Annotated in this window: 22 protein-coding genes and 2 pseudogenes; 17 read left to right on the top strand and 7 right to left on the bottom strand. The window is 59.7% G+C overall.

Features of this window, described 5'->3' with window-relative positions; genetic code table 11:
- Window positions 1-27: 27 nt before the first annotated feature.
- Window positions 28-1,557: an MFS transporter gene (locus tag AC07ZE_RS18660; RefSeq protein WP_207266142.1), complete on the bottom strand. Its 1,530-nt coding sequence runs from the start codon at window positions 1,555-1,557 to the stop codon at window positions 28-30.
- A gap of 515 nt (window positions 1,558-2,072) precedes the next feature.
- Between AC07ZE_RS18660 and AC07ZE_RS18665 the strand changes: the two are divergent.
- The 4 genes and pseudogenes from AC07ZE_RS18665 to AC07ZE_RS18680 form a co-directional block, all read left to right on the top strand.
- Window positions 2,073-2,282 (top strand): annotated as a pseudogene (locus AC07ZE_RS18665) (isocitrate lyase); the annotation flags it as partial.
- A gap of 356 nt (window positions 2,283-2,638) precedes the next feature.
- A complete protein-coding gene (locus AC07ZE_RS18670; protein WP_207266143.1) occupies window positions 2,639-3,004 on the top strand; it encodes a hypothetical protein in 366 nt (121 codons plus the stop codon).
- A gap of 153 nt (window positions 3,005-3,157) precedes the next feature.
- Window positions 3,158-3,889, top strand: a complete 732-nt coding sequence (locus AC07ZE_RS18675) for an SGNH/GDSL hydrolase family protein (RefSeq protein ID WP_207266144.1) — start codon at window positions 3,158-3,160, stop codon at window positions 3,887-3,889.
- A 26-nt stretch (window positions 3,890-3,915) separates the two neighbouring features.
- Window positions 3,916-4,344, top strand: coding sequence for a nuclear transport factor 2 family protein (locus tag AC07ZE_RS18680; protein WP_207266145.1), 429 nt, complete (start codon window positions 3,916-3,918; stop codon window positions 4,342-4,344).
- On the opposite strand, the gene AC07ZE_RS18685 is transcribed toward AC07ZE_RS18680, so the two are convergent.
- On the bottom strand, window positions 4,320-5,294 hold the full coding sequence (locus AC07ZE_RS18685) for a LysR family transcriptional regulator (protein WP_207266146.1): 975 nt from the start codon (window positions 5,292-5,294) through the stop codon (window positions 4,320-4,322). The genes AC07ZE_RS18680 and AC07ZE_RS18685 overlap by 25 nt on opposite strands.
- Before the next feature lie 431 nt (window positions 5,295-5,725).
- Here AC07ZE_RS18685 and AC07ZE_RS18690 point away from each other — a divergent pair, with 431 nt between their 5' ends.
- From AC07ZE_RS18690 to AC07ZE_RS18720, 7 genes are all read left to right on the top strand, one after another.
- Window positions 5,726-7,180, top strand: a complete 1,455-nt coding sequence (locus tag AC07ZE_RS18690; protein ID WP_259331976.1) for a sensor histidine kinase — start codon at window positions 5,726-5,728, stop codon at window positions 7,178-7,180.
- 164 nt (window positions 7,181-7,344) lie between these two features.
- Entirely contained in the window at window positions 7,345-7,980 is a 636-nt protein-coding gene (locus AC07ZE_RS18695) for a response regulator transcription factor (protein ID WP_259331977.1), read from the top strand.
- A gap of 98 nt (window positions 7,981-8,078) precedes the next feature.
- Entirely contained in the window at window positions 8,079-8,453 is a 375-nt protein-coding gene (locus tag AC07ZE_RS18700; protein ID WP_207266149.1) for a response regulator transcription factor, read from the top strand.
- A 236-nt stretch (window positions 8,454-8,689) separates the two neighbouring features.
- Complete coding sequence (locus AC07ZE_RS18705) at window positions 8,690-9,889, top strand: NAD(P)/FAD-dependent oxidoreductase (protein ID WP_207266150.1); 1,200 nt, start codon at window positions 8,690-8,692, stop codon at window positions 9,887-9,889.
- Between the two features lie 99 nt (window positions 9,890-9,988).
- A complete protein-coding gene (locus AC07ZE_RS18710; RefSeq protein ID WP_137805683.1) occupies window positions 9,989-10,249 on the top strand; it encodes a transmembrane sensor/regulator PpyR in 261 nt (86 codons plus the stop codon).
- A 300-nt stretch (window positions 10,250-10,549) separates the two neighbouring features.
- Window positions 10,550-11,968, top strand: a complete 1,419-nt coding sequence (locus AC07ZE_RS18715; protein ID WP_259331978.1) for a sensor histidine kinase — start codon at window positions 10,550-10,552, stop codon at window positions 11,966-11,968.
- 48 nt (window positions 11,969-12,016) lie between these two features.
- The gene (locus tag AC07ZE_RS18720; RefSeq protein ID WP_310650380.1) at window positions 12,017-12,727 is read left to right on the top strand and encodes an AraC family transcriptional regulator; all 711 of its coding nucleotides are present in this window, start codon (window positions 12,017-12,019) and stop codon (window positions 12,725-12,727) included.
- Window positions 12,728-12,887: 160 nt separating this feature from the next.
- On the opposite strand, the gene AC07ZE_RS18725 is transcribed toward AC07ZE_RS18720, so the two are convergent.
- Window positions 12,888-14,321 carry a mechanosensitive ion channel family protein gene (locus AC07ZE_RS18725; protein WP_207266152.1) on the bottom strand — a complete coding sequence of 478 codons (1,434 nt, stop codon included), beginning with the start codon at window positions 14,319-14,321 and terminating at the stop codon, window positions 12,888-12,890.
- 350 nt (window positions 14,322-14,671) lie between these two features.
- On the opposite strand from AC07ZE_RS18725, the gene AC07ZE_RS18730 reads away from it, so the two are divergent.
- The 6 genes from AC07ZE_RS18730 to AC07ZE_RS18755 all read left to right on the top strand — a co-directional run bounded on the left by AC07ZE_RS18730 (window position 14,672) and on the right by AC07ZE_RS18755 (window position 20,230).
- The gene (locus AC07ZE_RS18730; protein ID WP_207266153.1) at window positions 14,672-15,202 is read left to right on the top strand and encodes a hypothetical protein; all 531 of its coding nucleotides are present in this window, start codon (window positions 14,672-14,674) and stop codon (window positions 15,200-15,202) included.
- Between the two features lie 117 nt (window positions 15,203-15,319).
- Entirely contained in the window at window positions 15,320-15,694 is a 375-nt protein-coding gene (locus AC07ZE_RS18735; protein WP_207266154.1) for a response regulator transcription factor, read from the top strand.
- A 190-nt stretch (window positions 15,695-15,884) separates the two neighbouring features.
- Window positions 15,885-17,327, top strand: coding sequence for a catalase (locus AC07ZE_RS18740; protein ID WP_207266155.1), 1,443 nt, complete (start codon window positions 15,885-15,887; stop codon window positions 17,325-17,327).
- Between the two features lie 221 nt (window positions 17,328-17,548).
- On the top strand, window positions 17,549-18,532 hold the full coding sequence (locus AC07ZE_RS18745) for a FecCD family ABC transporter permease (RefSeq protein WP_207267850.1): 984 nt from the start codon (window positions 17,549-17,551) through the stop codon (window positions 18,530-18,532).
- Window positions 18,532-19,299 (top strand): heme ABC transporter ATP-binding protein, encoded by a 768-nt coding sequence (locus tag AC07ZE_RS18750; protein WP_207266156.1) that lies wholly within the window; start codon window positions 18,532-18,534, stop codon window positions 19,297-19,299. The genes AC07ZE_RS18745 and AC07ZE_RS18750 overlap by 1 nt, the downstream gene beginning before the upstream one ends.
- Window positions 19,300-19,345: 46 nt before the next feature.
- The gene (locus AC07ZE_RS18755; RefSeq protein ID WP_207266157.1) at window positions 19,346-20,230 is read left to right on the top strand and encodes a ChaN family lipoprotein; all 885 of its coding nucleotides are present in this window, start codon (window positions 19,346-19,348) and stop codon (window positions 20,228-20,230) included.
- Between the two features lie 286 nt (window positions 20,231-20,516).
- Here AC07ZE_RS18755 and AC07ZE_RS18760 read toward each other — a convergent pair whose 3' ends face one another.
- The 4 genes and pseudogenes from AC07ZE_RS18760 to AC07ZE_RS18775 all read right to left on the bottom strand — a co-directional run.
- Window positions 20,517-21,155 (bottom strand): DUF2931 family protein, encoded by a 639-nt coding sequence (locus AC07ZE_RS18760; RefSeq protein ID WP_207266159.1) that lies wholly within the window; start codon window positions 21,153-21,155, stop codon window positions 20,517-20,519.
- Window positions 21,156-21,168: 13 nt separating this feature from the next.
- Window positions 21,169-21,807, bottom strand: coding sequence for a DUF2931 family protein (locus AC07ZE_RS18765; protein ID WP_207266160.1), 639 nt, complete (start codon window positions 21,805-21,807; stop codon window positions 21,169-21,171).
- Window positions 21,804-23,522, bottom strand: coding sequence for a phospholipase effector Tle1 domain-containing protein (locus AC07ZE_RS18770; RefSeq protein ID WP_494990434.1), 1,719 nt, complete (start codon window positions 23,520-23,522; stop codon window positions 21,804-21,806). The genes AC07ZE_RS18765 and AC07ZE_RS18770 overlap by 4 nt, the downstream gene beginning before the upstream one ends.
- Window positions 23,511-25,790 (bottom strand): annotated as a pseudogene (locus tag AC07ZE_RS18775) (type VI secretion system Vgr family protein); the annotation flags it as partial. The pseudogene AC07ZE_RS18775 and the gene AC07ZE_RS18770, both read right to left, overlap by 12 nt.
- Window positions 25,791-25,793 lie beyond the last annotated feature (3 nt).

The following is a 25,793-nucleotide window of genomic DNA, read 5'->3' on the forward strand; positions in this document are numbered from 1 at the left end:
TTGCTCCAACAGCGGCCTGATGGCATCTCAGCGATTTTCGATAGGACTCACGGGGTCTCGTACTCGCAAATAACGGTTTGCAACTAACGCAAACAGCACAATGAAGCCAGTCACAATAGTGCTTGTCATCATCACGCCTCCTGTAAATGCAGCGTTAGCCTCTTCCAGAATCCACGTCGCCACTTCCTCTGACTGGGCTTGACTGATGGCGTGTGCCCCTCCCAAAGTCGCAACTGCGGTCACTACGTTTTCAGGGGTGCCCTCAGGCATTACCAAATACAATCGATACAGCGCCGCCACCGCCCCTCCGATCAACGTAGTCCCCAATACCACGCCAATCTCGTAAGCCGTTTCACTGACGGACGAGGCACTGCCTGCACTTTCGGCCGGCACCGAGCTCAACACAAGGTCGTTGGACACAGTGGTAATGGCGGCGATACTCGCGTTGAGCAACACGAAAGCTACACCTACGATCAGCGCAGTGGGTGCAAGTAGCATCATCATCGCGAAAGCCGCAGCGGCCAGCAGCAGACATCCGGCAATGACCCTGTTAGGTGCATGCTTTTGTGCCACTGGCACGACTGCAAGGCCGGCGACAATCGCCAATACCTGCCCCGGGACCAATATCAAGCTGGCCAGCAACGGGGACAGCCCAAAGACAAGCTGCAACAACTGGGTGGCGAAGAAGATGAAACCGATCAACAAGCCCAGGCTCACCAGATTTGTCGCAATGGCCACGCTAAAGGCATTAGAGGCGAACAACCTGAGGTCCAACAACGGCTGCTCCAAACCTAGCTGGCGACGGACAAAAACCACACCCAGCAATATTCCGAACAGCACCCAAATTAACACCTGGCCATCGAAACCGACTGTGGCCAGATGCTTGAGACCCAGCATCACCCCCGTCATGGCGCCCAGGCTCAGCAAGATACTCAGGTAATCGGTTGATCTACCCGGCTGTCTTGGCGACTCGGTGATCATCGGCGCAAGGAACAACACGGGCAGCAGGAACGGCAAAGCAACCAGGAAAACCGACTGCCAATCGAAGTACTGCAACAGCACGCCGCCCAGCAATGGCCCCAATGCCGACCCGATAGTCAGGCAAGTTGCCCAGACCGCCACGGCCAGGCGCCGCTCTTCTCGATCCTCAAATGCGGTACGGATCAGCGCCAGGGTCGCAGGCAAGATCATTGCCCCGAAACAGCCCAACAGCGCACGCCCCGCAATCAGATGCCACGCTTGCTGTGAAAACACCACACCCACCGACACCATTGCGAAACCCATACACCCCAGACAAAGCATGCGTCGATGACCGAAGCGGTCTCCAGAACTGCCCATGGTCACCAGCAATCCAGCGAGCACCAGAGAATAGGCATCGATCATCCACAGTTGCTCGGCAGCAGACGGATTCAGCGCAGCTGCGATTCGAGGCATAGCGAAATTGAGAATCGTGTTATCGATGGTCACCAACAGGACCGCAAGCATAATCACCAGCAAGGCTGCGCCCTTCGCGCGATCCTGGATAATGGAGACAAGAGGGGTTGCCGCTCTTTGCATCAGTCGCTTTTCCTTGATGGGCTTAGTGTTTTGAAGAGCGCTTCGCAGGTTTTTCCATAGACATCGACATACGTACCCAGCTGTCGCTGCACAGCATTCAGCTTTTCGGCAAACGCCTCAGGTGCATCAACCTCACACAGATGATCCAGCAACCCTAGACCGGCAGAAGCTTCTTAGAAGACCCTCTTTCAAGCCATCAAAATTACCCCATACACATTCATCGTCCACCACGGAACTTCTATCCAACCCACCACAAAGACACATCTCACACTTGGGAAATAATGGAATGAAGGAAATTTCTCACGCCTCACCACACCCTCACTCAATCACCCCGGCAAAAATCCCTTATAGCTGATGACGGTTGAAGGCATCCCCGACCACATGCAAGTCAGCTGTCCTTGGCGGCACCCGCCCGAGACCTTCGCCAGCAGTTTCATTTACGAACGGTTCAATGCCTGATAGGCGGGACGGAAATGACCTAGAGACTTCAAGGTTTCGCTGAACGAGCCAGGCCTTTGGCGCACGACTACGCCCGCAACGACATGACTGCCTACGTGAAGCTGCAAGAGCAGGATTTCGCCGATGCGTCCAAGGGCTACACCTTCATGGCTCACCAACAGGAAGTGGGCACCGGCTACTTCGACGACATGACCAGCGTGATCCAGGGTGGCTCGTCGTCGGTGACCGCGCTGACCGGTTCAACTGAAGTAGAAAAATTCCACTGATCTGATTCGCTTCAGTCGACGGCCGTTGCAGAACGAAGAGAAAGCTAACCGCAGCGCTGCGCATCTGCCCCCCCAACTGGTTCGAGGCGTTTTTTGCCCACGATTTGGCACCGACGCCTACCCGTAGGTGCAAAGCCTGCTCGCGAATGCGGTGTGTCATTCAACATTGATGTTGCTGATCTACCGCATTCGTCGGAACGCCGACCGGAGCAGGCTCGCTCCCACAGGGATCTCCAGTCGACACAACCAACCATTGACTGCGTCAATAGTCACCATTAACTCAATGAAGTTCTCTTAAAAATCCTGCGGCGTAACATCTGCTCCATACCAACCAAACACCCCCGGAGCACACGATCATGAAACGCCAAACCCTCCTCAGCATCGCTTTCTCGATCTTCGCAGTGAACGCTTTCGCCGCGACCTCTGCTCAACCTGTCGTCGCTGAAGGCGGCTCGGATCGTCTGATCGAAAGCCGTGTGGCTGAAGGTGGTTCGGATCGTCTGATCCAGAATCGTGTGGCTGAAGGTGGCGCTGATCGCCTGCTCGAAAAACGCGCTGTGGCTGCCGATGGTTCGGATCGTTTGAAAGGCAACACCGTTGCCGCTGATGGCTCTGATCGCCTGCAAGGCAACACCGTTGCCGCCGACGGTTCTGATCGCCTGCACGGCAACACCATCGCCGCTGATGGTTCTGACCGCCTGAAAGGCAACACCGTCGCCTAAACAAATCGCTACACCGCTCCACCCAAAAAGCCCGGTCTGATCAGCCGGGCTTTTTTTGCGCCATTTTCGGCTGATATGACCCGTGACGCGGGAGAAGTGAATCTGGCAGCCTTGCCGTATGAGTCGCGACCCTCCCCGATCAGGCCCCCTGACATGAGCAAGACCGAAACCCTGGCCAAAATAATGCTCGGCCCCCTGCTGCTGATGCAGGGCGTCTACACGCGCCGCATCACGCCGAAACTGCCGGAGGCCGAGGGCGAGCGAGAAGGTCTGGCCGGCCAGGGTGAAGCCCTGCGTCTGTTGATCCTCGGCGACAGCGCCGCGGCAGGTGTCGGGGCGTCGAGCCAGGCCGATGCGCTGAGTGGCCAGTTGGTCAGCCGATTGGCCAAGGCTTATCAGGTTTGCTGGAAGCTCTGGGCCCAGTCCGGCCTGGACTCGCAAACGCTGCTGGATCGCCTCGAACAGCACGCGCCAGAACCCTTCGATGTGGCGCTGCTGTCCATCGGTGTCAATGATGTCACCGGCAGGCTGACGGCGGATCAGTGGATCGCCCGGCAACAGCAGTTGATGAAGGTGCTGGCCGACAAGTTCTCAGTCAAGTTGATCGTCATCTCCCCTCTTGCGCCGATGCACTTGTTTCCCGCATTGCCGCAACCGCTACGCTGGTATCTGGGTAAACGGGCGGCGCGATTCAACCAGCGCCTTGCCGAACTGGCGCAGCACACGGATCGCTGTACGCTACTGACGACCCGACTGGCTCCCGTGGCCGGTTCCATGGCGCGGGACGGTTTCCATCCGGGGCCGCCGATCTACAGTCTCTGGGCAGAAGACGCCGCGCAGGCCATTGCCCGTCACAGGGCTAAAAGCCCATCAGACACGCTTTGAACAACAACAAAAAACAGGAGTTGAATATGTCGGAACTGCAACTGCACCCCAAAGCCGCAGAGTCCTTGAGCCTGTGGCATGTGATGATCCAAAAAGGTGACCTGAAGGCCTTGCCTGATTTGCTCGACCCGCAAGCGGTGTTCCGCTCGCCGATGGCGCATACACCGTATCCGGGAGCGCCGGTGGTGTCGATGATCCTCAACACGGTGTCCAAGGTGTTCGAGGACTTTGCCTACCACCGTGAACTGGCGACCGCCGACGGCTTGAATGTCATCCTCGAGTTCAGCGCCAGGGTCGGCGAGAAACAGCTCAAAGGCATCGACATGATCCGCTTCAATGAGCAGGGGAAAATCGTCGATTTCGAAGTCATGATCCGGCCCATGAGTGGCTTACAGGCCCTGGGCGAGGAAATGGGCAAGCGCCTCGGCCCCTACCTGGCCGCCAGCAAGGCCTGATCATGGTGCACGGCCGGTCGGGACTTGGGCACCACCTGCAACTCGACCGGCTCACAGAGAAACGCGCAGCAACGTGAGCGCAACCAGCGCTGGCCGGGGTCGTTGTGCGCCGCTGCACGCCAGACCATGGAAAGCTCCTGTATCGGCAGTTGCAGAGGCGCCGGCTCGGCCCTCATCCCCGCCACCGACGTCATCGCCTTGGCCACGTAATCCGGAACGATGGCCAGCATATCGCTTTGCGTCAGCAACACCGGCAACGCACTGAACTGCGGTACGGTCAGCACGACTTTGCGCTGGCGGCCCAACACGCTCAGGGCGTGGTCCGTGTCATCCGTGGCATTGCCCATGGACGACACCACGGCATGGGGGCGTCGGCAAAATTCCTCCAACCCCAGCGGGCCGGGTCGGGCATCGGCCCGCAACAGCATCGGCCGGATCGGCCGCAAGCCTTTACGGCGCGCATTGGCCGGCAGGTCGAGGGTGTGACTGATGCCCACGGAAATGTCGCCATTCATCAAGCGCTGCGACATCTGCTGCTGATCGACCCGACGCACGATCAAGGTGATGTTCGGCGCCTCGACCCGTAGCTGCCGCAACAACCGTGGCAGCAGCGCATATTCGACATCGTCGGACAGCCCGACATGAAACGTCGCCTCGCTGGTGCACGGGTCGAACGATTGACAACGGCTCAATGCGGCGGCGATACCGTCCAGTGCCGGCGCCAGGTTGGCGAAAATTTCCTCGGCCCGCGCGGTGGGCTCCATCACCCGTCCGGAACGAATGAACAGCGGGTCATCGAACAGCACGCGTAAACGACCCAGGGCCCCGCTGATGGTGGGTTGCCCCAGGAACAGCTTTTCGCCGACACGGCTGACATTTCGCTCATGCATCATCGTCTCGAAAACCACCAGCAGGTTGATGTCGGCACGACGCAGGTCATTTCTGTTCATGAGGTTCGCCACCCGGCACGAAGCCATTGAGTTCGACAGTGTGTGAACAGGTTATCGCCGACGCTGGGAAACGTCTGTTGTACATGGGGACATACAGATCATGCGTTAGGTGTGCACATTGATACCTGGGTATGACGACAGACGAAAAAACTCAATGCAATAAATCACTTATATGAACCGAAAGGCCTTTGCCCGCTTCACGGTGCTGGCAGGAATTCCGGGTTTTTTGTCCTAACCAAATGAGAACCGCTACTTCTAGGATAGCGATGCGATTCTCCGCCAAGCCCGAATGAAAAGACGAGGCGTGCATGATCGATTCGAAATCAGACAGGCCTGGTGACGCACGCCGTGCGCACTCAATATTGCCGTGCGCATTGAAGGGAGCTTTCAGCAAGATGCTGCCAAACCCCGGCCAAAGGACGACTCACTCCTTGATCCCTATCAGCCTCAAACCCTTTGAAAACATTCTGGTCTGGCTGATGGGTCTGATCGTGGTCTGCGGGCTCGTCATCAACACCGAAACCCGCACCGATCTCCCCACCGCGGCGCTGTGCATCGCGGTGCTGTTGATGGCGATCAATCTGCTTTCGATCAGCGCGGTGATCGTGGTCGCCCTGTCCGGCATGCTGGTGCTGACGACGGTCTTCCTCTACCACGGCGGATTTGAGCGCTGGGATTCGACGGCGGATTTTTTCCGCGACCTGACCGCTCTGGCGGCGGTCACGTTGCTGGCGCTGTGCTGCAAAAAAGTCTGCGACGGCCTGAATCATAAGGTCGTCTACTTCGCCGGCTCACAACAGCTGAGCCAGACTGGCTGCCTGGGCTTTCGCAGTGGACGCGAGCAACTCTCCTGGTCAGACCAGTCGGCACGGATCTACGAGTATCCGGTGGGCGTCATGCCAACGGTGTCGATGATTCTGGCGCGCACCCATCCTGCCGATGTGAACCTGGTGCAGGCGGGCTTTGAAAAGGCTGCGCGTCGTGAAGGCCTGATCGAGATCAAACACCGTTTGTTGATGCCTGACGGACGCATCAAGCACGTGCACATGACCGCCACCCCGCTCCACACCCACCTCGGCTACATTGACTACCTTGGTGCCTTGCGAGACGTGACCGCCAGCAAGCAGGCCGAAGAAGCGTTGTGCCGGGCGCAGACCCAATTGGCCCATGTTTCCCGCGTGACCTCCCTGGGCGAACTGGCGGCGTCCATCGTCCATGAAGTCAATCAACCGCTGGCAGCGATCACCAGCAGCGGCGAAGCCTGTCGCAACTGGCTGAGCCGCCCGGAACCCGATCTGGTCGAAGCACGCCAGTCACTGGACCGGATCATCGCCAGTTCCAATCGGGCCATCGAGATCACACGCCGCGTCAGGGCGTTGTCGCGCAAGTGCGACCCGCTACGCCAGAACGAATCGCTCAACGACATTGTCGGCGAGACCCTGAGCCTGGTCCGCCATGAACTGGCTCATCACAAGATCAATCCGGTCATCGAATTGACCGCTTTCGGTGGCCAGGTCAATGCCGACCGTGTGCAACTGCAACAGGTGATCATCAATCTGATCATCAATGCGTGCCAGGCCATGGACGCGGTCGACCCTGGCGAACGATCCCTGAGCGTGCGCACCTGGGTGAAGGACAACGAGGCGGTACTGGAAGTGGTCGATCACGGACCGGGCATCCCCCCCGACGTCTTGCCGCAATTGTTCATGCCGTTTTTCACCACCAAGGAAAACGGCCTGGGCATGGGGCTTTCCATTTGCCGCTCGATCATCGAATTCCATGAAGGACGGATCTGGGCCACCCATGCCAACGGCCGTGGCAGCGCATTTTTGTTTGCCCTGCCGATACGGGTCGTCAATGACCCGGGTTACGCAGCGGCCATTTAATACAAAGGTATGGCGCCGGCAAGCCAAGGTTTTGAACCGCTACCCGCAGGTATGAATGCCGTAAGCCGCGCACACACTTAATGTAGCGCCCTTCGCAAGGAACACAGCGCAGGGCGGTTGCACGTCCAACCCCTTGGGAACAAGCAATGAACGAACAACATCCCATGAATAAAAATAACCTGAGCGAATCCATGGTTTTCGTCGTTGACGACGATGCGCCGCTGCGAGAATCCCTCGGCAGCCTGTTGCGCTCCATCGGCCTGCGGGTCGAGTTGTTCGGCTCGGTCGCCGAGTTCATGAAGTACAAACGCCCGGACACGGCCAGTTGCCTGGTATTGGATGTGCGGCTGCAAGGCAGCAGCGGCCTGGACTTTCAAAACGAACTGGCTGCCGCCGGCATCAACGTGCCCATCGTGTTCATCACCGGGCACGGCGACATCGCCATGACGGTGCGGGCGATGAAAGCCGGCGCGGTGGATTTCCTGACCAAGCCCTTTCGCGAACAGGACCTGATCGACGCAGTGTGCGCCGCCCATGCCCGGGACAAACAGCGCCGCGAATCCGAGCGGCATGCCGATGAGTTGCGTGCGCGACACCAGACCCTGACCGCACGGGAGCAAACGGTGATGGCGTTGGCGGCCTCGGGCTTGATGAACAAACAGATTGCCGGGGAAATCGGCCTGAGCGAGATCACCGTGAAGATCCATCGGGGCCAGGCCATGCGCAAAATGGGTGCGCGTTCATTTGCCGATCTGGTGCGCATGGCCGAGGTGATCTCGGCGCAACCGGCAATCCGGTGACTATACCCACGTATACTGTGCGTCCTTTCAGGACGGCGTATCTTGCAATGATGGCGGACAGCCTCTAAGTGCTCTCCGTTACCAGGCAGGACACAACTATGCGCAGTAAGGCAATGATTGCCGTCGTCGATAACGACGAATCCGTTCGAATGGCGTTGGACAGTTTATTGCGATCCAGCGGATATACAGTACACACCTATGCGGGAGCCCACGAGTTCCTGTGTTCCGATGGACCTGGTGTTACAGCCTGTTTGATCTCCGATATTCAAATGCCGGAAATGGACGGCATCAGGATGTATGAAAAACTGGCGGCGATGGGCATTCACATCCCGGTGATTTTCATCACCGGAAACCCCGATGCACAGCGTCCGCCGGGCATCGGCACCCGAGAACCGATCGCGTTCCTCCCCAAACCCTTTGCGACCGACAAGTTACTTTCCAGTATCGAAACCGCTCTTGAGCGACACAACTAACACCGGCCAATTCGATGCCACTCATACCTTGGTATACCCCGATAATACTTAGTCATACTTCGTCTGACCCTATGTAGCAGTGTCAGAAACAAGGCCCTCGAATAACATTTGTTTCAGATCAAGCCGAACCCTGCCCAGTGGCATTGTTTAGACACATCGCCACCACTGGCCATGGTGTTCGCGCTGACTTGGCAATACTTTTTTCACGCCCTCGATTGTTCTTCAGGAGCTAAACAATGAAACAGCAGATTTTGATTATCGGTGCAGGGTTCGGTGGGGTCTGGAGCGCATTGAGCGCCGCCCGTCTGCTGGACAAGCATGATCGCAATGACGTCGAGATCACCGTTTTGGCTCCTCAAGCCGAGCTGCGCATCCGTCCGCGCTTCTACGAGCCCAATGTGCACAACATGAAGGCGCCGCTGAACGACTTGTTCGACGCCGTGGGCGTGAAATTCGTCCAGGGTTCGGCTCAAGTGATCGACGAGAAAAACAAGCAGGTCGGCTACACCAAGGTGACTGGTGAACAAGGCCAGCTGAGCTACGACCGCCTGGTGCTGGCCGCTGGCAGTCACCTGATGCGCCCACCGGTCGAGGGGCTCGACCACGCCTTCGATGTCGATACCATCGAATCCGCCACGCGCCTGGAAGCTCACATTCATGCGCTCAAGGACGCACCGACCAGTGCGGCACGCAACACCGTGGTGGTGGCCGGCGGTGGTTTCACCGGTATCGAAACCGCCACCGAAATGCCGGCCCGCCTGCGTGCCGTGCTGGGTGACAACGCCGACATCCGCGTGATTGTGGTCGACCTCGCCCCGCAAATCGCCGCGACACTGGGCGATGGCATTCGTCCATCGATTATCGAAGCGTCGGAGCATCTGGGCATCGAGTGGATTGTCGGCACCAGCGTCGCCTCGATCGATGCCGGCGGTGTCACCCTCGCCAATGGCCAGCGCATCGAGTCCGGCACCGTGATCTGGACCGTCGGTTTCCGCGCAAGCCCCTTGACTGAGCAAGTGCAAGGCACCCGTGATCGCCAAGGCCGCTTGCATGTCGACCAGAACCTGAAAGTACGCGGTCACGCCGATGTGTTCGCCACCGGCGACGTGGCTTACGCCGCGACCGATGAGCTGGGTAACTTTGCAGCGATGTCCTGCCAGCACGCCATTGCGCTGGGCCGCCATGCCGGCAACAACGTTGCCGCCGAACTGTTGGGCGTGGAACCGATCGCCTACAGCCAGCCCAAGTACGTCACTTGCCTGGACCTGGGCGCCTGGGGCGCGGTGTTCACCGAGGGTTGGGATCGCCAGGTCAAACTGGTCAAGCACGAAGCCAAGGAACTCAAGACCCAGATCAACAGCGTGTGGATCTATCCACCGGCGGCTGATCGTGCTGCAGCGCTGGCCGCGGCCGACCCGCTGATTCCGGTGGCCTGACGGTCATTGATCGGCAGGGGTTGTCGGGCCATTGGTCCGCCAACCCCCTATCGCAGCGACCCGTCAGGACGCTTCAAGACGCTAACGCAGGTAATCGATATGTATGATTTTTTCGAGCATCCATCTCGGGTATTGAAGTTGTCCCACGCCCTGCTGATCGGCGGGCTGGTCGCCTTGGTTGTCGGCGCCGTCCTGGCCTATGGCCTGGATCAGTACCTGTCGTTGCCCAGCGTGGTGGTGGCGCACGCCATGACGATTCTCGGCCCGACCGCCATCAAACTCGGTTATGTGATGCGCTTGCTGACGCTCAATCGTCTGCGGCGCCACCCGGCCATTGCCCTGCCTGGCCTAGCCAGTTGATGTAACGTCAACACCCGTATCCCGACCAGCCCACTCCTTGCTGGGCCGGGACATTTCCCAAACGCCCGCCACTCGTTTTTTTGGCGGGCGTTTTTTCTCACGCCCGATCAACCACAAACCCCGGTCATCCATTGGCTCTGCAAAAGGAATGAACAGCCAATTTCAGTCGTTCTGTAGCCCAACAAAAACAAACGCCCTCACAAAGAGTTTGCCCGGCATCACCCGTGCCGAGCGAGTTGCCGTTCGATAGCGAATCCGGAAGAACACATGTCTATCATCAAACGTTGCAAGAAACTTTTTATGTCAGACGCAATGGCCTGGCTGGCCGCCATTGCTGTCGGCAGCATGATCTTTATCACTAACTCGTTGCTCAACATGGACGTCGCACCGACGCTGCTCTACATCACCCTGGTGTTCATGTCGGCGAACATCTTTTCCGTTCCCATGTTCATCACCGTCGCGGTCAGTTGCATAGGCTTGCTGACCGTCAGTTTCATTGTCGACGAAGGCTATCGTGACCAGAAGCTGATCGCCGGATTCGTGCGCTGCCTGATCGCGCTGACCACCATCACCCTGCTGGCGCTGAGGAGCAAACGGGCGAGCGACAGCTTGCGGCGCAAAGAGGCGTTTTTTCTGGGGGCACAAAAACTCAGCCATACCGGCAGCATCGGTCTCATCGTCGATGATCACAGCGTGTCGTGGTCGGAAGAGTCCGCGCGCATCTTCGAATATCCGCTGGACGTCACACCGACCCTGGCCCTGATCAGGGCACGCACCCATCCCGATGACTGGCCGATTGTCGAACGTGTGTTCGAAAAGGCCGCCCTTCGGGAAAACCTCATCGAAGTGGAACATCGGCTGGTGATGCCGGACGGACGAATCAAGCACGTGCAAATGATCGCCAATCCGTTGTGCAACCCTCACGGGCGCATTGAGTATGTCGGCGCCTTGATGGACGTGACCGCCTCCAGGCAGGCGGAAGAAGCATTGTTTCACTCGCAGGCAAAACTGGCGCATGTGACGCGGGTGACCTCCATGGGCGAACTGGCCGCGTCCATTGCCCATGAGATCAATCAACCGCTGGCGGCGGTGATCACCAGCGGTGAATCCTGCAAGCGCTGGATCAATCGCGCGGAACCGAACCTCGAAGAAGCACGTCGCTCACTGGACCGGATCATCCAGAACTCTTGCCGGGCCTCGGAAGTCATCGCCTGCATCAGGGCGCTATCGCGCCAGAGCGATGTGCAGCGCAAGACCGAAGTGTTCGATGACATCGTCAGTGACTCATTGACCCTCATGCAGCATGACACCTCCAACCACCAGGTGCGCCCGCACTTGCACTTGGGCGCTGCGGGGGCTCTGGTCAAAGGCGACCGGGTTCAGCTGCAACAAGTGATCATCAACCTGATCATCAATGCCTGTCAGGCCATGGCCAATGTGCATGACCGGCCACGCACGCTGCGGATTCTCACCTCGGTGCAGGACAACGAGGCCGTGCTCGAAGTCGCCGATGCCGGCACCGGTATTGCCGAAAACATCCTGGCGTCGCTGTTCGATCCGTTCTTCACCACCAAGCACAACGGCCTGGGCATGGGACTCTCGATCTGCCGTTCGATCATTGAATTCCATGGCGGTCGCATCTGGGTCAGCAGCACGCTGGGGGTCGGCACGCAGTTTCTGTTCGCAATTCCGCTGACCACCCTGGCACACGATGAATAACCCTCATTCCCCCCTGACGACGCCATGCGGCGACTTGGAGATCCAGCAGTGTCCATCAATGACATGAGCAACAGCCTTGAACCCACCAGCATTGAGCAAGTGGCCCCGCGCACCGTCGTGTTCGTGGCCTACCCGCAAATGGGCCTGCTGGACCTGACCGGGGCGCAGACTGTGCTCTATGCCGCAAACCGGGGCCTGGTCGAACACGGTTTGCCAGGTTATGCCCTGCACACGGCCAGCATCGAAGGCGGGCCGGTCCCGACTGCCGAGGGCCTGGTGGTGCAGACCCGGTGTCTGAGCGAACTTGCCGATGGTCCGATCGATTCTGTGATTGTCCCCGGCTCTCCACAGATTCTTCAGACCATGGCCGACAACCTGGCACTGGTGGACTGGCTGCGCGCTGCCCCCGCCACGGCCAGACGCATGGCGTCGGTGTGCAGCGGCACCTTCTTGCTGGCCCAGGCGGGTTTGCTCGATGGCTTGCGCGTGACCACACACTGGGTGATGGCCGATTTGTTCGAGCAATTGTTCCCGCAGATCGAACTCGACCGCGAGGCGATTTTCGTGCAGCAGCAGTCGGTGTGGACCTCGGCGGGTATCAGTGCCGGGATCGATCTGGCGCTGGCACTGGTCGAGGCCGATTGCGGTCGTGACATGGCGATGCAGGTCGCCCGGCGAATGGTGGTCTACTACCGGCGCCCGGACAATCAGGATCAATGGAGCCCGCTGTTGCAATCACAGTACCCGGCGGGTGCCTGACCGAAAACTATCATGACCTGTGGCGATGGAGCTTACCTGTGGGAGCGAGCCTGCTCGCGAAAGCGTCATCCGCCACACCACACAAAACCGAGGTGACTTCTTCGCGAGCAGGCTCGCTCCCACAGACAGGCACACTTCCCACAGGGGCCGGTCAAAGGTATTACCTACGCTGCATCAACCACTGCAACAAACCGCTTTTCTTGATCTCGACAGGCTTTTGCATGACCACAGTCTCGCGAATTTCCTGACGCTGGTCCTGCAGGTTGCTCAAGGCGGTTTTCAGTTCGCCGAGGTGTTCCAGCTGGTTGCCGAACATGGCTTTTTCGATGCGGAACAGCCGACCGCTGGTGATGCTGCGGAACTCGCCCCGGGACGGTTTATCGGCCAGTATCCCTTCCTCGCCCAAGACTTCACCCGGCCCCATGCGCCCGGCTTCGATGAGTTTTTCGCCGTCGTGAATCGACACGGATACCACCCCGGTGCTGATGATCATCAGGCAATCGGCAACCTCGCCGAATGCCAGGATCACCTGGTCGGCCTGATAGTCCACCGGGGTCATTTCGTCAGCCAGGCTGTCGCGCTCATCGTTGCTCAGCGAGCGGAAGATCCGAACGTCTTCCAGCAGCTGCCGTTGACGGCTCCAGCGCTGTTCCTCCTGACCATAGCCCCAAATGACACCTGCGGCTTCGAGGTGACGATGGGCGAGGTCGAACATCAGGTTGCACACTTCGTTCTTGTTCCTGGCCGACGCGATAAAGCCCTTGAGTTCGTATTCGGTGTATTCCAGGTGCGAACTTTTGACCGAGACTTTGGCCGAGCGTGACGGCAACAGCGCCCGGGTCCCGCGCAAGGTTTTCTCCAGCGCATCGATGGCCCGGCGCGGACGCACGCTGCTGGGCACGGCAATGGTCACACTGATGCCGTTGACATCGCCGGGACGACTGAAATTGATGATCCGCGCTTTCGCCGCCACCGAATTGGGTACCACCGCGATGCCGCCCATGTCGGTCAGCAGGTGGGTCGTGCGCCAATCGATCTCCACCACCTTGCCCGAGGTGCCATCAATGGATATCCGGTCATCGAGTTGATAAGGCTTGGTGGTGTTGAGCACGATCCCGGAAAACACATCGCTCAAGGTGCTTTGCAGGGCCAGGCCGACCACAATCGCCATCGCTCCGGACGTCGCCAGCAAGCCCTTGACCGGCAACTGCAGGACATACGCCGCGGCGCCGACAATGGCGATCAGGAAAATCACCGCTCCCATCAGGTCGTAGAGCAGGCGCGCACTGTGTCCGGCACGGGACGTCAGGCCATAGCCAAGGATGATGGCCACGGTTCTGGCTGCGAACATCCACCAGCCGATGCCCAGCACCGTGCCCATCAGGTTGAGGATCGGGTCATCCGGCCACAGGGGCGGTTGCAGCGGGCTGATGCCGGCGGTGGTCATGACCCAGCTGAATGCCACGAAAATGCCAATGCGCACGCTCAGGCGCAGGTTGTGCCGCGAGGCACCGATCAACTGCCAGGACGCCAGGTCGATGAGGATCAGAATGACACCGCAGATCAACGGATGAGCCTGCAGGAACGTGAACATGAATGATTTCTCCACAACCTTTGATGCTGATGCCCTTTGTACAAACAGAAATCCGCGTGCGATCGCCGTCAGTAAACAGAGTAGCGTTGATGGGAGAAGAGCCGCGCCCGGACCGATGCAACGGCTGGCGATCCTGCGTATCGAATCGCCCACACACTGTAAGTCGCCCATTGGCGCCGGGCACTCCTACCTCAGTGCTAACCGCTCATACCCGGGTATGACGGGCCTGTCCCCATGTGCTAGGCCGGCGTCTTGAGGTAGGAGTGTTATCGGGCACGCCTCCCTTTACGCTGGTCACATTGAATCAATCAATGCATCGCGCCGATGCGCTGGCCTGGGAGACGCTTGTCATGAACGCATTACAAACGCTGTACATCGTCAGTCATCCACTGCGCATCAGTCGTTATGGCGCGCACACGTCCTTGTCCACCGCCGAGCGCGTGGAGATCATCGATGCATTGACCGATACACTGGGCACCGCCTTGTCTCTGCATTCGCAGCTCAAGCGCGGTCAACAAAAGCTGCGCAACGTCAGTTTCCTGCCCGTGCAACAGCTGTTTCAACGCCTGGTGCGTGCCAATGCCGACTACGCCGATTTCCTCGTCATGAGCATCACCGACCTGGGTGGTTACGCTGAAGCTGCGGTGCTCTATCAGCTCAAAGACACTCGCCAGCCACAGTGTTTTGCCGATTGCCTGTCGGGCATTCATCACGGGATACGTCGACTGCGGGCCGCCGACGTCTTGTTGCGTGATTACCGCGAAAGCGCCCTCGCCAACAAGGACAACGCCAGCAAACGTTTCTTTGAAGAATGCATGCGACACAACGCGCATTTCCTCACGCTGCTCGAGGACAATCTGGCCGATGAGCAGCCGTGGTAATTACCGCGAAAAACGACTAAACATACCCAAGTATACTATTCCGCTTTTTTGGAGCGCGTATCTTGCAAGTATGGCGGGCGCCACTTAGCGCCACTCGCAATGACGCAAGGTTTTTACATGCTTAACGCACCTATTATTTCAGTTGTTGATGATGACGAATTCATTCTTATCTCACTGGACAGCTTATTGCGTTCTTACGGTTACACAGTAAAAACCTACAACAGTGCCTATGCGTTTCTTCAATCCAGCGGTCCCGAGCAGACCGATTGCCTGATTTCGGATATCCAGATGCCCGGCATGTGCGGGGCCACAATGTATGAAGCGCTGGCGGCAAGAAACACCCATATCCCCACGCTGTTCATCACTGGAAAGTCCGGGCTGCCGCCAAAATTCAGCGACAAGGTGCGAAAACCTGAAGGCTATTTCGCCAAGCCCTTCAACACCCATGCACTGCTGGCCTGTATTGAAGCGATATTGAAACGCCGGACTTAATGCTGACCATTCAATCAATTATTCTTTAATACTTTGGTTTAGCCGCTTCAGACTCAGGCATGCACACATTGACCTTTCGCAGAGATGCGCCACGGCCTTTGTATAAATAATATTGTTTATCAAGCACTGATTAGTTCAGGACTTTCACTTTTTCTGCGCAACTAAAAACCTCAACTAGAGAAACCGTGCCATGCCAAAAAACAAACTGACTTCAATCAATGGTGCACCAGTCGTCGACAACTTCAACATCCAGACGGCAGGCCCGCGCGGTCCCGCCTTGCTGCAGGATGTCTGGCTCCTGGAAAAACTCGCCCATTTCGACCGTGAAGTCATTCCCGAGCGGCGCATGCACGCCAAAGGTTCCGGCGCCTACGGCACCTTCACCGTGACCCACGATGTGACGCGCTACACCAAGGCCCGCCTGTTCTCGGAAGTGGGCAAGCAAACGCCGATCTTCACCCGTTTTTCGACCGTCGCCGGCGAACGCGGCGCGGCCGATGCCGAGCGCGACATCCGTGGTTTTGCCCTGAAGTTCTATACCGAACAAGGCAACTGGGACCTGGTGGGTAACAACACGCCGGTGTTTTTTTTCCGTGATCCGCTGCGTTTCCCGGACCTCAACCACGCGGTCAAGCGCGATCCGCGCACCGGCATGCGCAGCGCGCAAAGCAACTGGGATTTCTGGACGTCGCTGCCCGAAGCCCTGCATCAGGTGACCATCGTCATGAGCCAGCGCGGGATTCCACGCAGCTACCGGCACATGCATGGCTTTGGCAGCCATACCTTCAGCCTGATCAATGCCAACAACGAGCGGCACTGGGTCAAGTTCACCTTCAAGTCGCAACAGGGCATCGAGAACCTGAGCGACGAGCAGTCGCAGGACCTGATTGGCCGCGACCGGGAAAGCCATCAGCGGGATCTGTTCGACAGCATTGAAGCGGGCAACTTCCCACGCTGGACCTTCTACATCCAGGTCATGACCGAAGAGCAGGCCCACGACCATGACGTCAACCCGTTCGACCTGACCAAGGTCTGGCCGCATAAAGATTACCCGCTGATCGAAGTGGGTTACTTCGAACTCAACCGCAACCCGCAAAACGTATTCGCCGAAGTCGAGCAAGCGGCGTTTTCCCCATCGAACGTGGTACCTGGTATCGGTTTTTCACCGGACCGCATGTTGCAGGCGCGCCTGTTTGCCTACGGCGATGCCGCGCGTTATCGCCTGGGGGTCAATCATCACCAGATTCCGGTCAACGCCGCGCGATGCCCGGTGCACAGTTTCCACCGCGACGGGGCCATGCGTGTGGACGGTAACCATGGCGGTCAGTTGGCGTATGTGCCCAACAGCGACGGCGTCTGGGCCGACCAACCGGATTTTCGTGAACCTCCCCTGAAAATCTCGGGCGCTGCCGGGCATTGGGATCATCGCGTGGATGAAGACCACTTTGAACAGCCGGGCAACCTCTTCCGCCTGATGACGGAATCACAGAAGCAGGCGCTGTTCGAAAACACGGCACGCTCGCTCAGTGGTGTGACCCAGGAAGTGCAGCAACGACACATCGCGCATTGCACGATGGCCGATCCCTTCTATGGTGCGGGGGTTTCCAAGGCGTTGGCCGCCATCAACGGGTGAAGCACATCCCCTGCCGCTCCCACAAGGTTCATCGGCACCCTCGCCCCATACTCAATCGAGGTCCTGCCCGGCAACAACGGTTGCATCCATGGCATCATCAACGTTCTGATCGACCAAGGAACTCTGCTGATGCTGATGAACTCAACGCTGCGCCGTGAGATCGGCTTATGACGGCTATCGTTCGGCCACGGCCGATGCTGATCACGTTGGGTCTGTTGTTGGTGCTGGTGTTCTGGCTGTCCCTGGCCCTCGGGCCGGTCAGCCTGCCGCTGGGCGATACCCTGCTCGCCGGGTTGCGTCTGCTCGGGCTGCCGATTGACGGCGGCGACACGCAACAGGCGGAGTTGATCCTCGGGCAGATCCGCATGCCGCGCAGTCTGCTCGGCATTGCGGTCGGTTCGGTATTGGCGTTGTCCGGCGTAGCCATGCAGGGATTGTTTCGCAACCCGCTGGCGGATCCGGGGCTGGTCGGGGTGTCCGGTGGCGCGGCGCTGGGTGCTGCCATCGCCATTGTCGGTGGCAGCCTGCTCGGCGGTTTGCCGCCGGCCATCGAACCCTATCTGTTGTCGGTTTGCGCTTTTGCCGGTGGCCTGATCGTCACGGCGGTGGTGTATCGCTTCGGCCGCAGCAATGGCCAGACCAACGTCGCCACCATGCTCTTGGCAGGCGTGGCGATGACGGCCATGGCCGGTGCCGGCGTCGGCCTGTTCACCTACCTGGCCGATGACGCCACCTTGCGCACCCTGACCTTCTGGAACCTGGGCAGCCTCAACGGCGCCAGCTACCCGCGCCTGTGGCCGTTGCTGATCGTGGCAATTGGCGTGGCGCTGTGGTTGCCGCGTCGCGCGGCGGCGCTCAATGCGCTGCTGCTGGGTGAATCCGAAGCGCGGCACCTGGGCTTCAATGTCGAGCGGATCAAGCTGGAACTGGTGTTATGCACGGCGCTGGGTGTGGGTGCCGCCGTGGCGGCAGCGGGCCTGATCGGGTTTATCGGCCTGGTGGTGCCGCACCTGATGCGGCTGCTGGTCGGCCCGGATCATCGGGTGTTGCTGCCGGCGTCCTTGCTCGCCGGTGCCAGCCTGTTGTTGCTGGCTGACCTGGTCGCCCGCCTGCTGTTGGCGCCGGCCGAGTTGCCGATCGGTATCGTCACCGCGCTCATCGGGGCGCCCTTCTTCCTTTATCTGCTGGTACGGGGGCGCTCCTGATGCTGCGCGCTGACAACTTGCTGGTCCGGCGCGGCAGTCGCACCGTGCTGGCGGACATCGATATCGAGTTGCGACCGGGGGAAGTCCTCGGCGTGCTGGGCCCCAACGGCGCCGGTAAAAGCACCCTGCTTGCCGCCCTGTGCGATGAGCTGCCGGCCAGCGAAGGTACGGTCAGCCTCGACGAGCGCAAGCTCGCCGATTGGCCCGGTCAGGAGCGGGCCAAACGCCTGGCGGTATTGCCCCAGAGTTCAAGCCTGAACTTCGCCTTCTCGGTCAATGACGTGGTGGGTATGGGCCGCTTGCCCCATGCCAGCGGTCGTGTGCGCGATGCCGAAATCGTTGCCCAGGCGCTGGGTGCCGCCGATGCCTTGCACCTGGCCGGGCGCAGTTATCTGGCCTTGTCCGGTGGCGAACGCCAACGCGTACACCTGGCGCGGGTACTCGCTCAGCTGTGGCCGGGCGCCGAGGGCCAGACCCTGCTGCTCGACGAACCGACCTCGATGCTCGATCCATTGCACCAGCACACCATTTTGCAAGCGGTCCGCGATTTCGCCGGGCGCGGTGCGGCAGTGCTGGTGATCCTGCACGACCTCAACCTTGCCGCGCGTTATTGCGATCACCTGCTGCTGTTGCAGGACGGTCGCCCCCACGCCTACGGCACGCCGGACGAGGTCTTGACCGCCGAAGCACTGGAAGCGGTGTACGGGTTGCAGGTGCTGATTCACCAACACCCGGAACGCGGTCATCCATTGATAATTGCGCGCTAAACTCATCCCCTCCCGCGCCTTGGGGTGAGTTTGAAAAGGAGTGCCGATGCGCATTTTGCTGCTATGCCTGTTCAGCCTGCTGGCTGCCTGCCAAACCCAAGACGTAACGTCGCCACCGGCAGCCATCGCCCCGCAAGGTCGCGATCACGTCGACCTCGGCGTGATCCGCGAACTCGCCACCGGACGCACCCTGACGCCGCAAGCACTGGTCGAGCGCCTGGCCCTCGCGCCACGGGTACTGGTCGGTGAACAACACGACAACCCCGATCACCATGCCTTGCAACTGTGGCTGTTGCGCGAACTGGCGAAACAGCGTCCGCAAGGCAGTCTGCTAATGGAAATGCTCAACCCGGATCAACAGGCCAAAGTCGATGCGGCGCAGACGTCTACCCGCGCCGGCCATCCGCCCGCTGATCCTTATGAGGCACTGTCCTGGCAAGCCAATTGGGATTGGAGCGTGTACGGCGCACTGGTCACCTATGCGCTGCGCCAACCCTACCCGCTGCTGTCGGCCAACCTGGACCGGGCGCAGATCAAGCAGATCTACAAACAGCGCCCGACCCTCAGTGGCGAAGCCTCCACCACCCGGCAAGTCCAGTCGACCCTGCTCGAAGACATTCGCGAATCCCACTGCGGCTTGCTGCCCGAGGCTCAAATGCCGGCGATGCTGGCCGTGCAGCAGCAGCGTGACCGACGCATGGCCGAGCGCCTATTGGCGGCACCGCCCCCTGCGGTGTTGTTGGCCGGGGCGTTCCATGTGCGCAAGGATCTGGGCGTGCCGTTGCACCTGAAAGACCTGGGTGCAGACCAGGGTAATGCGGTGCTTGTGTTGGCCGAGGTGGGCAAGACGGTGAGCGCCGAAAGCGCGGATTATGTGTGGTATACCGCGGCGCAGCCGGAGCAGGATCACTGCGCGAAATTGCGCCGCTGAAAAGCAAAAGATCGCAGCCTGCTGCGTTTTTTTGATCGTTACCTAGCTTGGCTTGCGAGAGTAACCAGCCACTATCCCCAAACACTTAAAAAACAGCCCGCCCCGCTGATCGAACACATCCACCGTTTCGACCCACACCTCCATATGGCGCGGGGTCGCCAGTCCGACGTACCAACTGTTGTAAGGGAGCTTGGGTGAGGCATGCGGTTTTGGGCCAGTAGCGCAAGCAGACAGACTAAACAGCAAGCTGACGAGCAGCGTCAGACGCTTCATAGGGGCTTGTCCCTTACCAAGTGCCATAGGGAATCCCGTGCTGCTCGACATAGGCTTTGTTCTCGGGCTCGATCGGTATGTACTGACCTTTGCTCTTGCCTATGTAAGGCCCTAGCGGTTCGATCTCAGCCTGAAAGCGGCCAACTTCCTTGTAGTCCAAACAGGCCCCGCCCACCCAGACCTTGACGATGCCGCCGGGGGCCATGCCTAGAGTGATGGAGTCTCGATAGTCGGTCTCCCACGTCTTGGACCACTGACAAAACCCACGCTCCGGTTTGATCATCTCCTCGCGTACCCACTGCGGAATCGGGATTCGGATCTTGTAGGCCTGCGGCTCTACCAGCGATTGCCAACGCAGGAAAATCCGTTCAGGCAAATCGACGTTGTTTACCGGTTTCATTTTCCCCCCCCCTTTGTGCCAGCCTTCGGCTTGGCCTGTGTAGCTGGCTACCCCTCCAAAAACATGGAAGAACCGCAACCCACGTTGGTCGAGCACGTCCACGGTCTCGACCCACACCTCCATGTGACGCGGTGCAGCCAAACCGACATACCAACTGTCATAGGGCAACTGAGGTGAAGCAGGCGGTTTTGGGCCAGTAGCGCAAGCAGACAGACTAAACAGCAAGCTGACGAGCAGCATCAGACGCTTCATAGGGGCTTGTCCCTTACCAAGAGCCATAGGGAATTCCGTGCTGCTCGACATAAGCTTTATTCTCGGGCTCGATCGGTATGTACTGACCTTTGCTCTTGCCTATGTAAGGCCCTAGCGGTTCGATCTCAGCCTGAAAGCGGCCAACTTCCTTGTAGTCCAGACAGGCCCCGCCCACCCAGACCTTGACGATGCCGCCGGGGGCCATGCCTAGAGTGATGGAGTCTCGATAATCGACCTTCCATTTTTGGGAACCTGGGCAAAACACCCGCTCTGGCTTGACCATCTCCTCGCGTACCCACTGCGGAATCGGGATTCGGATCTTGTAGGCCTGCGGCTCTACCAGCGATTGCCAGCGTAAAAAGATCCGCTCCGGCAGGTCGACGTTGTTTACTGGCTTCATTGCCCCCCCACCTTTGTGCCAGCCCTCTACCTTTCCGGTGTAACTGGCTACCCCTCCAAAAACATGGAAGAACGGCAACCCACGTTGGTCGAGCACGTCCACGGTCTCGACCCACACCTCCATGTGACGCGGTGCAGCCAAACCGACATACCAACTGTCATAGGGCAGCTTGGGAGAGGTCGATGGTTTGGGTCCGCTGGCACAAGCGCACAGGCTAATCAACAACCCGACAAGCAAGATAAAGCGCTTCATTGTGGGTAGCCTTTTTGTGGCAGGTTGTCGTAGACGCTACGTTTGTTTTTCTCCGCCGGTTTGCTGATGAGAAAACCCTTGCTGGGCACCCAGTGCGCGGACTGGTGGATATAGCGGCTGCGCAGCAAGCGCTCCTCATCAGGATCGAGGCTGATTTCGTTGCCCCCCTGCACTTGATCAAGAATGCGTGCGGCGATGGACTGCAACTCCATCGGCAGCGCCAAATCAGATCGGGCCTCCAGACTTTTGAAAGGCACACCATGGCGCACACCCAACTCGCGCATGACTCGCAGGGCGATCAGCGACAACTCCCCCCGCACCGTGCGCTCGAGTTCGAGGGTCAGCATGTGATCCTGATAGGCGGGTTCCAGCTTGCCGCGCGGCGCCAGCTGTATTGGCCAGGTCTTGATCCCGATCTTGCCATCGCCGGCCAGGCCACTGGCGAGCAGGGTTTGCACCTTGGCCTGGGCTCGTATCCATGCCCCAGTTGATTCCACTGTCCAGGATCGTTCCACGGTGAATCGTTCCGGCTGGGTCAACCAGAGGCGCTCTCGGCCCCGAGGCAAGTAGCCGCCGCCAATGTCCGAATGCACCCCGGGCAGGCAGATCTGCCGATGGCCCTTCTGCACGCTGTTGAGGGAAAAGTTGTTCCGACACTCGTCGCGGGCTTGCAACTGAATGACCTGACGCGCGCAGCCCGGTGGCAGGTACAGATTCACGCCCGGGTTATGGTCATCCGCGACGTTCAGGTTAAGGCCGCCGATGGCGGCGACGGTGTCGAACAGGCCAATGAAGTTGAGACTGACGTCCACCGCCGGGTCGAACGTGGTCAACAGGGTGAAACGACCGGCCTGCAGCAGTTCCTTGAACAGGCCGCGACCCGGCTTGAGCAGTTCGTTGGCACAGTGCCGTGCGGCAGCGGCCCCGCGACTGAAGCCGAATATGTCGAATTCAACATGGCGGATATAGGTGTTGGAGTTGGTTTGCTGGAAGCGGTCCCATTGTTTCTCTATTGCAGCCACTGTCTGTTCAACCCGAGACACAACTCCAGTTCCCCCCACCCCCAACCCTTGACCGAAAAAGACTGAATCTTCTTTGCCACCGCTAGTACCAATGCCCTCCAGATACACCTTCAGATAACCAATTGCCGCGTTTGTCGTAATCGGTGTTGCGGTGTTGTCTGGATACAGCTCATGCAGATGCACCACATTACTCGGCGCATTCCCATAACTGTTATCCGGCGCGCTGTTGAAGGCATCACCATCGAACTCACCGTACCCATACCCTTTGCAATGCTCGATGATGCTCGCCAGTTCGCTCTGGTCAAACCGTGCCAGATCCTCACGCCGACATTCCTCGGTCTCCGCAACGTTGGCCTGGTTATTACCGGTCCCATCAAAAAACAGCCCCAGCCGTAAGGTAATCCCTTCGAGTTCTTCTTCCTCTTCCTCCTCTTCGATGTCGTAAACCAGCGACAGCTCTTCAGGCTCGGCGGTGTAGACGCGTTCGGTAAAGCCCTGGCTGTCGGTGGTGCCTTTCCAGGCCTTGCCGGAGGCGGTGGTGATTTTGTAGGGCACGCTGGCCCAGGGCTGTTCGCCATCGCTCCTGAAGATCCGGAATTGCTCGTGGAACTCGAGCGGCGGATCGATAACTTTCGGTAACCCGACTACTTGCCCCGACTGGGTGGCTTTGGCCGGGGTGTACTGGTAGTCCACCGCCTTGACCTCGTAACCCCCCGCCGTGCCTGCCTCGATACCGCACTGCTCCAGGCTGAAGTAGCTGCCACCGCCATTGAGGGTGATTTTCTTCTTGGCGGTGATGCGGATTTCGTCCTCGGTGCTGGTGATGTCCAGGCCATGCCGGGCAAACAGTTCCAGCTTGTCGTTCTGCGCCTGAATCTGCACCGGTCCCTGATTGGCGATCAGCTTGAGCCCCAGCTTGCGCACGAACAGGCTCAGGCCTTGCCCCACGCCGATGAACAGGCGCTTGACCACGCTGATATCGGCCTGGGCTCCGGCGTTGAGCATCAGGTTGTGCTGTGCCGCCAGTTGCAGGTGGTTACCGCTGGTGAGGGCGATGCCCTGCGGCGCGCTGAGCAGCAACACCGAGGCCTTGAGCTGTTCCAGTTCCTGACGCAGCAGTCGCAGTTGCGCGGCCACGTCCGCCGGGTCGGCGTTGGCCGCCTGGGCGTCGACCGAGAGTTTTTGCAGTTGTTCGCCGGCTTGCTGCAGGCGGCCAACGGCGGCGTTCATGTCCAGTGCTTGACCTTGGGCCTTGGCCTGGCCGTCGGCGCTGATGAACAGACCCTTACCCCCGCGAATGCTCCCCCAAGCATCCGTCCTCAGCTCAAAGCCTTCCCCGCGTTTCTGCTTTTCGGCATCCACCAGATGCCCCAGATTCAACTGACTCTTGCCGCCGTACTCGGTACTGAGCTTGACGTGCTCCTGCCCGCGCCGGTCTTCCATGCGCAACTTGTTGTTGGCCGGGGTGCGCAGCACGTTGCGGGTGTAGTCGCGTTTGGCCAGGGTGACGTGGTCCGGGTGTTCGCTGTCGTGCAGGGCGTGGGCGATGTAGGGGCGGTCGGGGTCGCCCTGTTCGAAGGCGATGGCCACTTCGGTGCCGGCGATCAGCGGCAGGTGCAGGCCATGGGTGTCGCCGGCGTAAGGGCGCGCGAGGCGCAGCCACAGGCTTTCGCGGCCCAGCGGCCAGGTATCGCGGTCGAACAGGAAGTTGACCCGGTAGCGACCTTCCTTGTTGATGTCGGCGTAGAGGTCGTGGGCCTGTGAGCTGCTGACCCGGGCCGGGATGGTGCCAGCCATGTGGGGCTTGGGCAGCAATGGCGGGCGAAAGCAGATGGTCTCGGCGTAGGGGATGGCTTCAAAGCGGCATTCGAAGCTGGCATCGCGGGCGGCGCGGGTGGTGAGGTGGGTGATCACCGCGCGGGGGGCGAAGGCCTGGGGTGCGCCACCGCTGATGCGCAGGACCTGACCCGGCGCCAGGGTGGCGCTGCTGCTGGTGCCGCTCAGCAGGGTCTGGTGGTTGAGGTAACGCTCGTGGCGCAGGCGGGCGTAGAAGTAGCCGCTTTCGCTTTGCAGGTCCTCGTCCTGCAGATAGCGATCGCCGAGCTCGGTGTAGGGTTCGGCGTAGTGGTAGGCCTCGCCGTAGGTGGTTTTCGCGCCCCGGGTCTGGTCGACGTCGCTCTGCAGCCAGGCCTTGGCGTGACGCGGGTCGTAGGCGCGCAGGTGGAGGTTTTTTTCCACGACCCGATGGCTCGATTGCAGCTGCCAGACGCCGTCTTCATCGCTGCTGAGCCCGGCGGGCGGGCGCAACGGCAGTTCGACGTCGAACTGGTAACCGCGCTGGTCATCGCAGAATTCCACGACGTCGATATTCAGGCGCTGGTCGCTGGTGAACCGATACCAGATGCCCACTTCGGCCAACAATCGGGCGATGAAGGCCAGGTCGCTTTCGCCGAACTGCATCACCTGTTCGCGCTTGGGGTAGTCGCGCACCAGCCGGAACAGAAAGTCGTGGCCCTCGAATTCGTGGCGGCTGCGCAGGACGTGTTCGACGATCTGCGGCACCGACTGATGCTGGTAGAGGCGGTATTGCCGACCGCGCTCGAGCAGGGCCAGGCGCGGTTGCAGGGTCAGTTCGTAGCGCGCTTCGTCGACGGAGGCGGACAGCCGTTTGAAAGCGGTGATCACGCCGTTCAGACTGCGCAGGGGTTTGATTTCAGGGACGGGCAGGCCTTTGATGACCGGGGGCTGTTTGGCCGCGTACAGGCTGAAACGGGCGGCCTGGCCGAGCAGGTGTTCGGCGGCGATGTCCTGTTCGGGGCTGGTGAATTCCACCGTGTAGGTGAAGGGTTGGCTGAGGCGTTCCTGGCCGTGGAAGGCGAGGACGTCGAGGGGAGCCTCGAGGTTGCGGACCCAGAGTTTGTGGCGGCTGTGGTCGAAGAAGACGGGCAGTGTGGTGTTCACATT

Source organism: Pseudomonas sp. GW101-3H06, assembly GCF_059424605.1.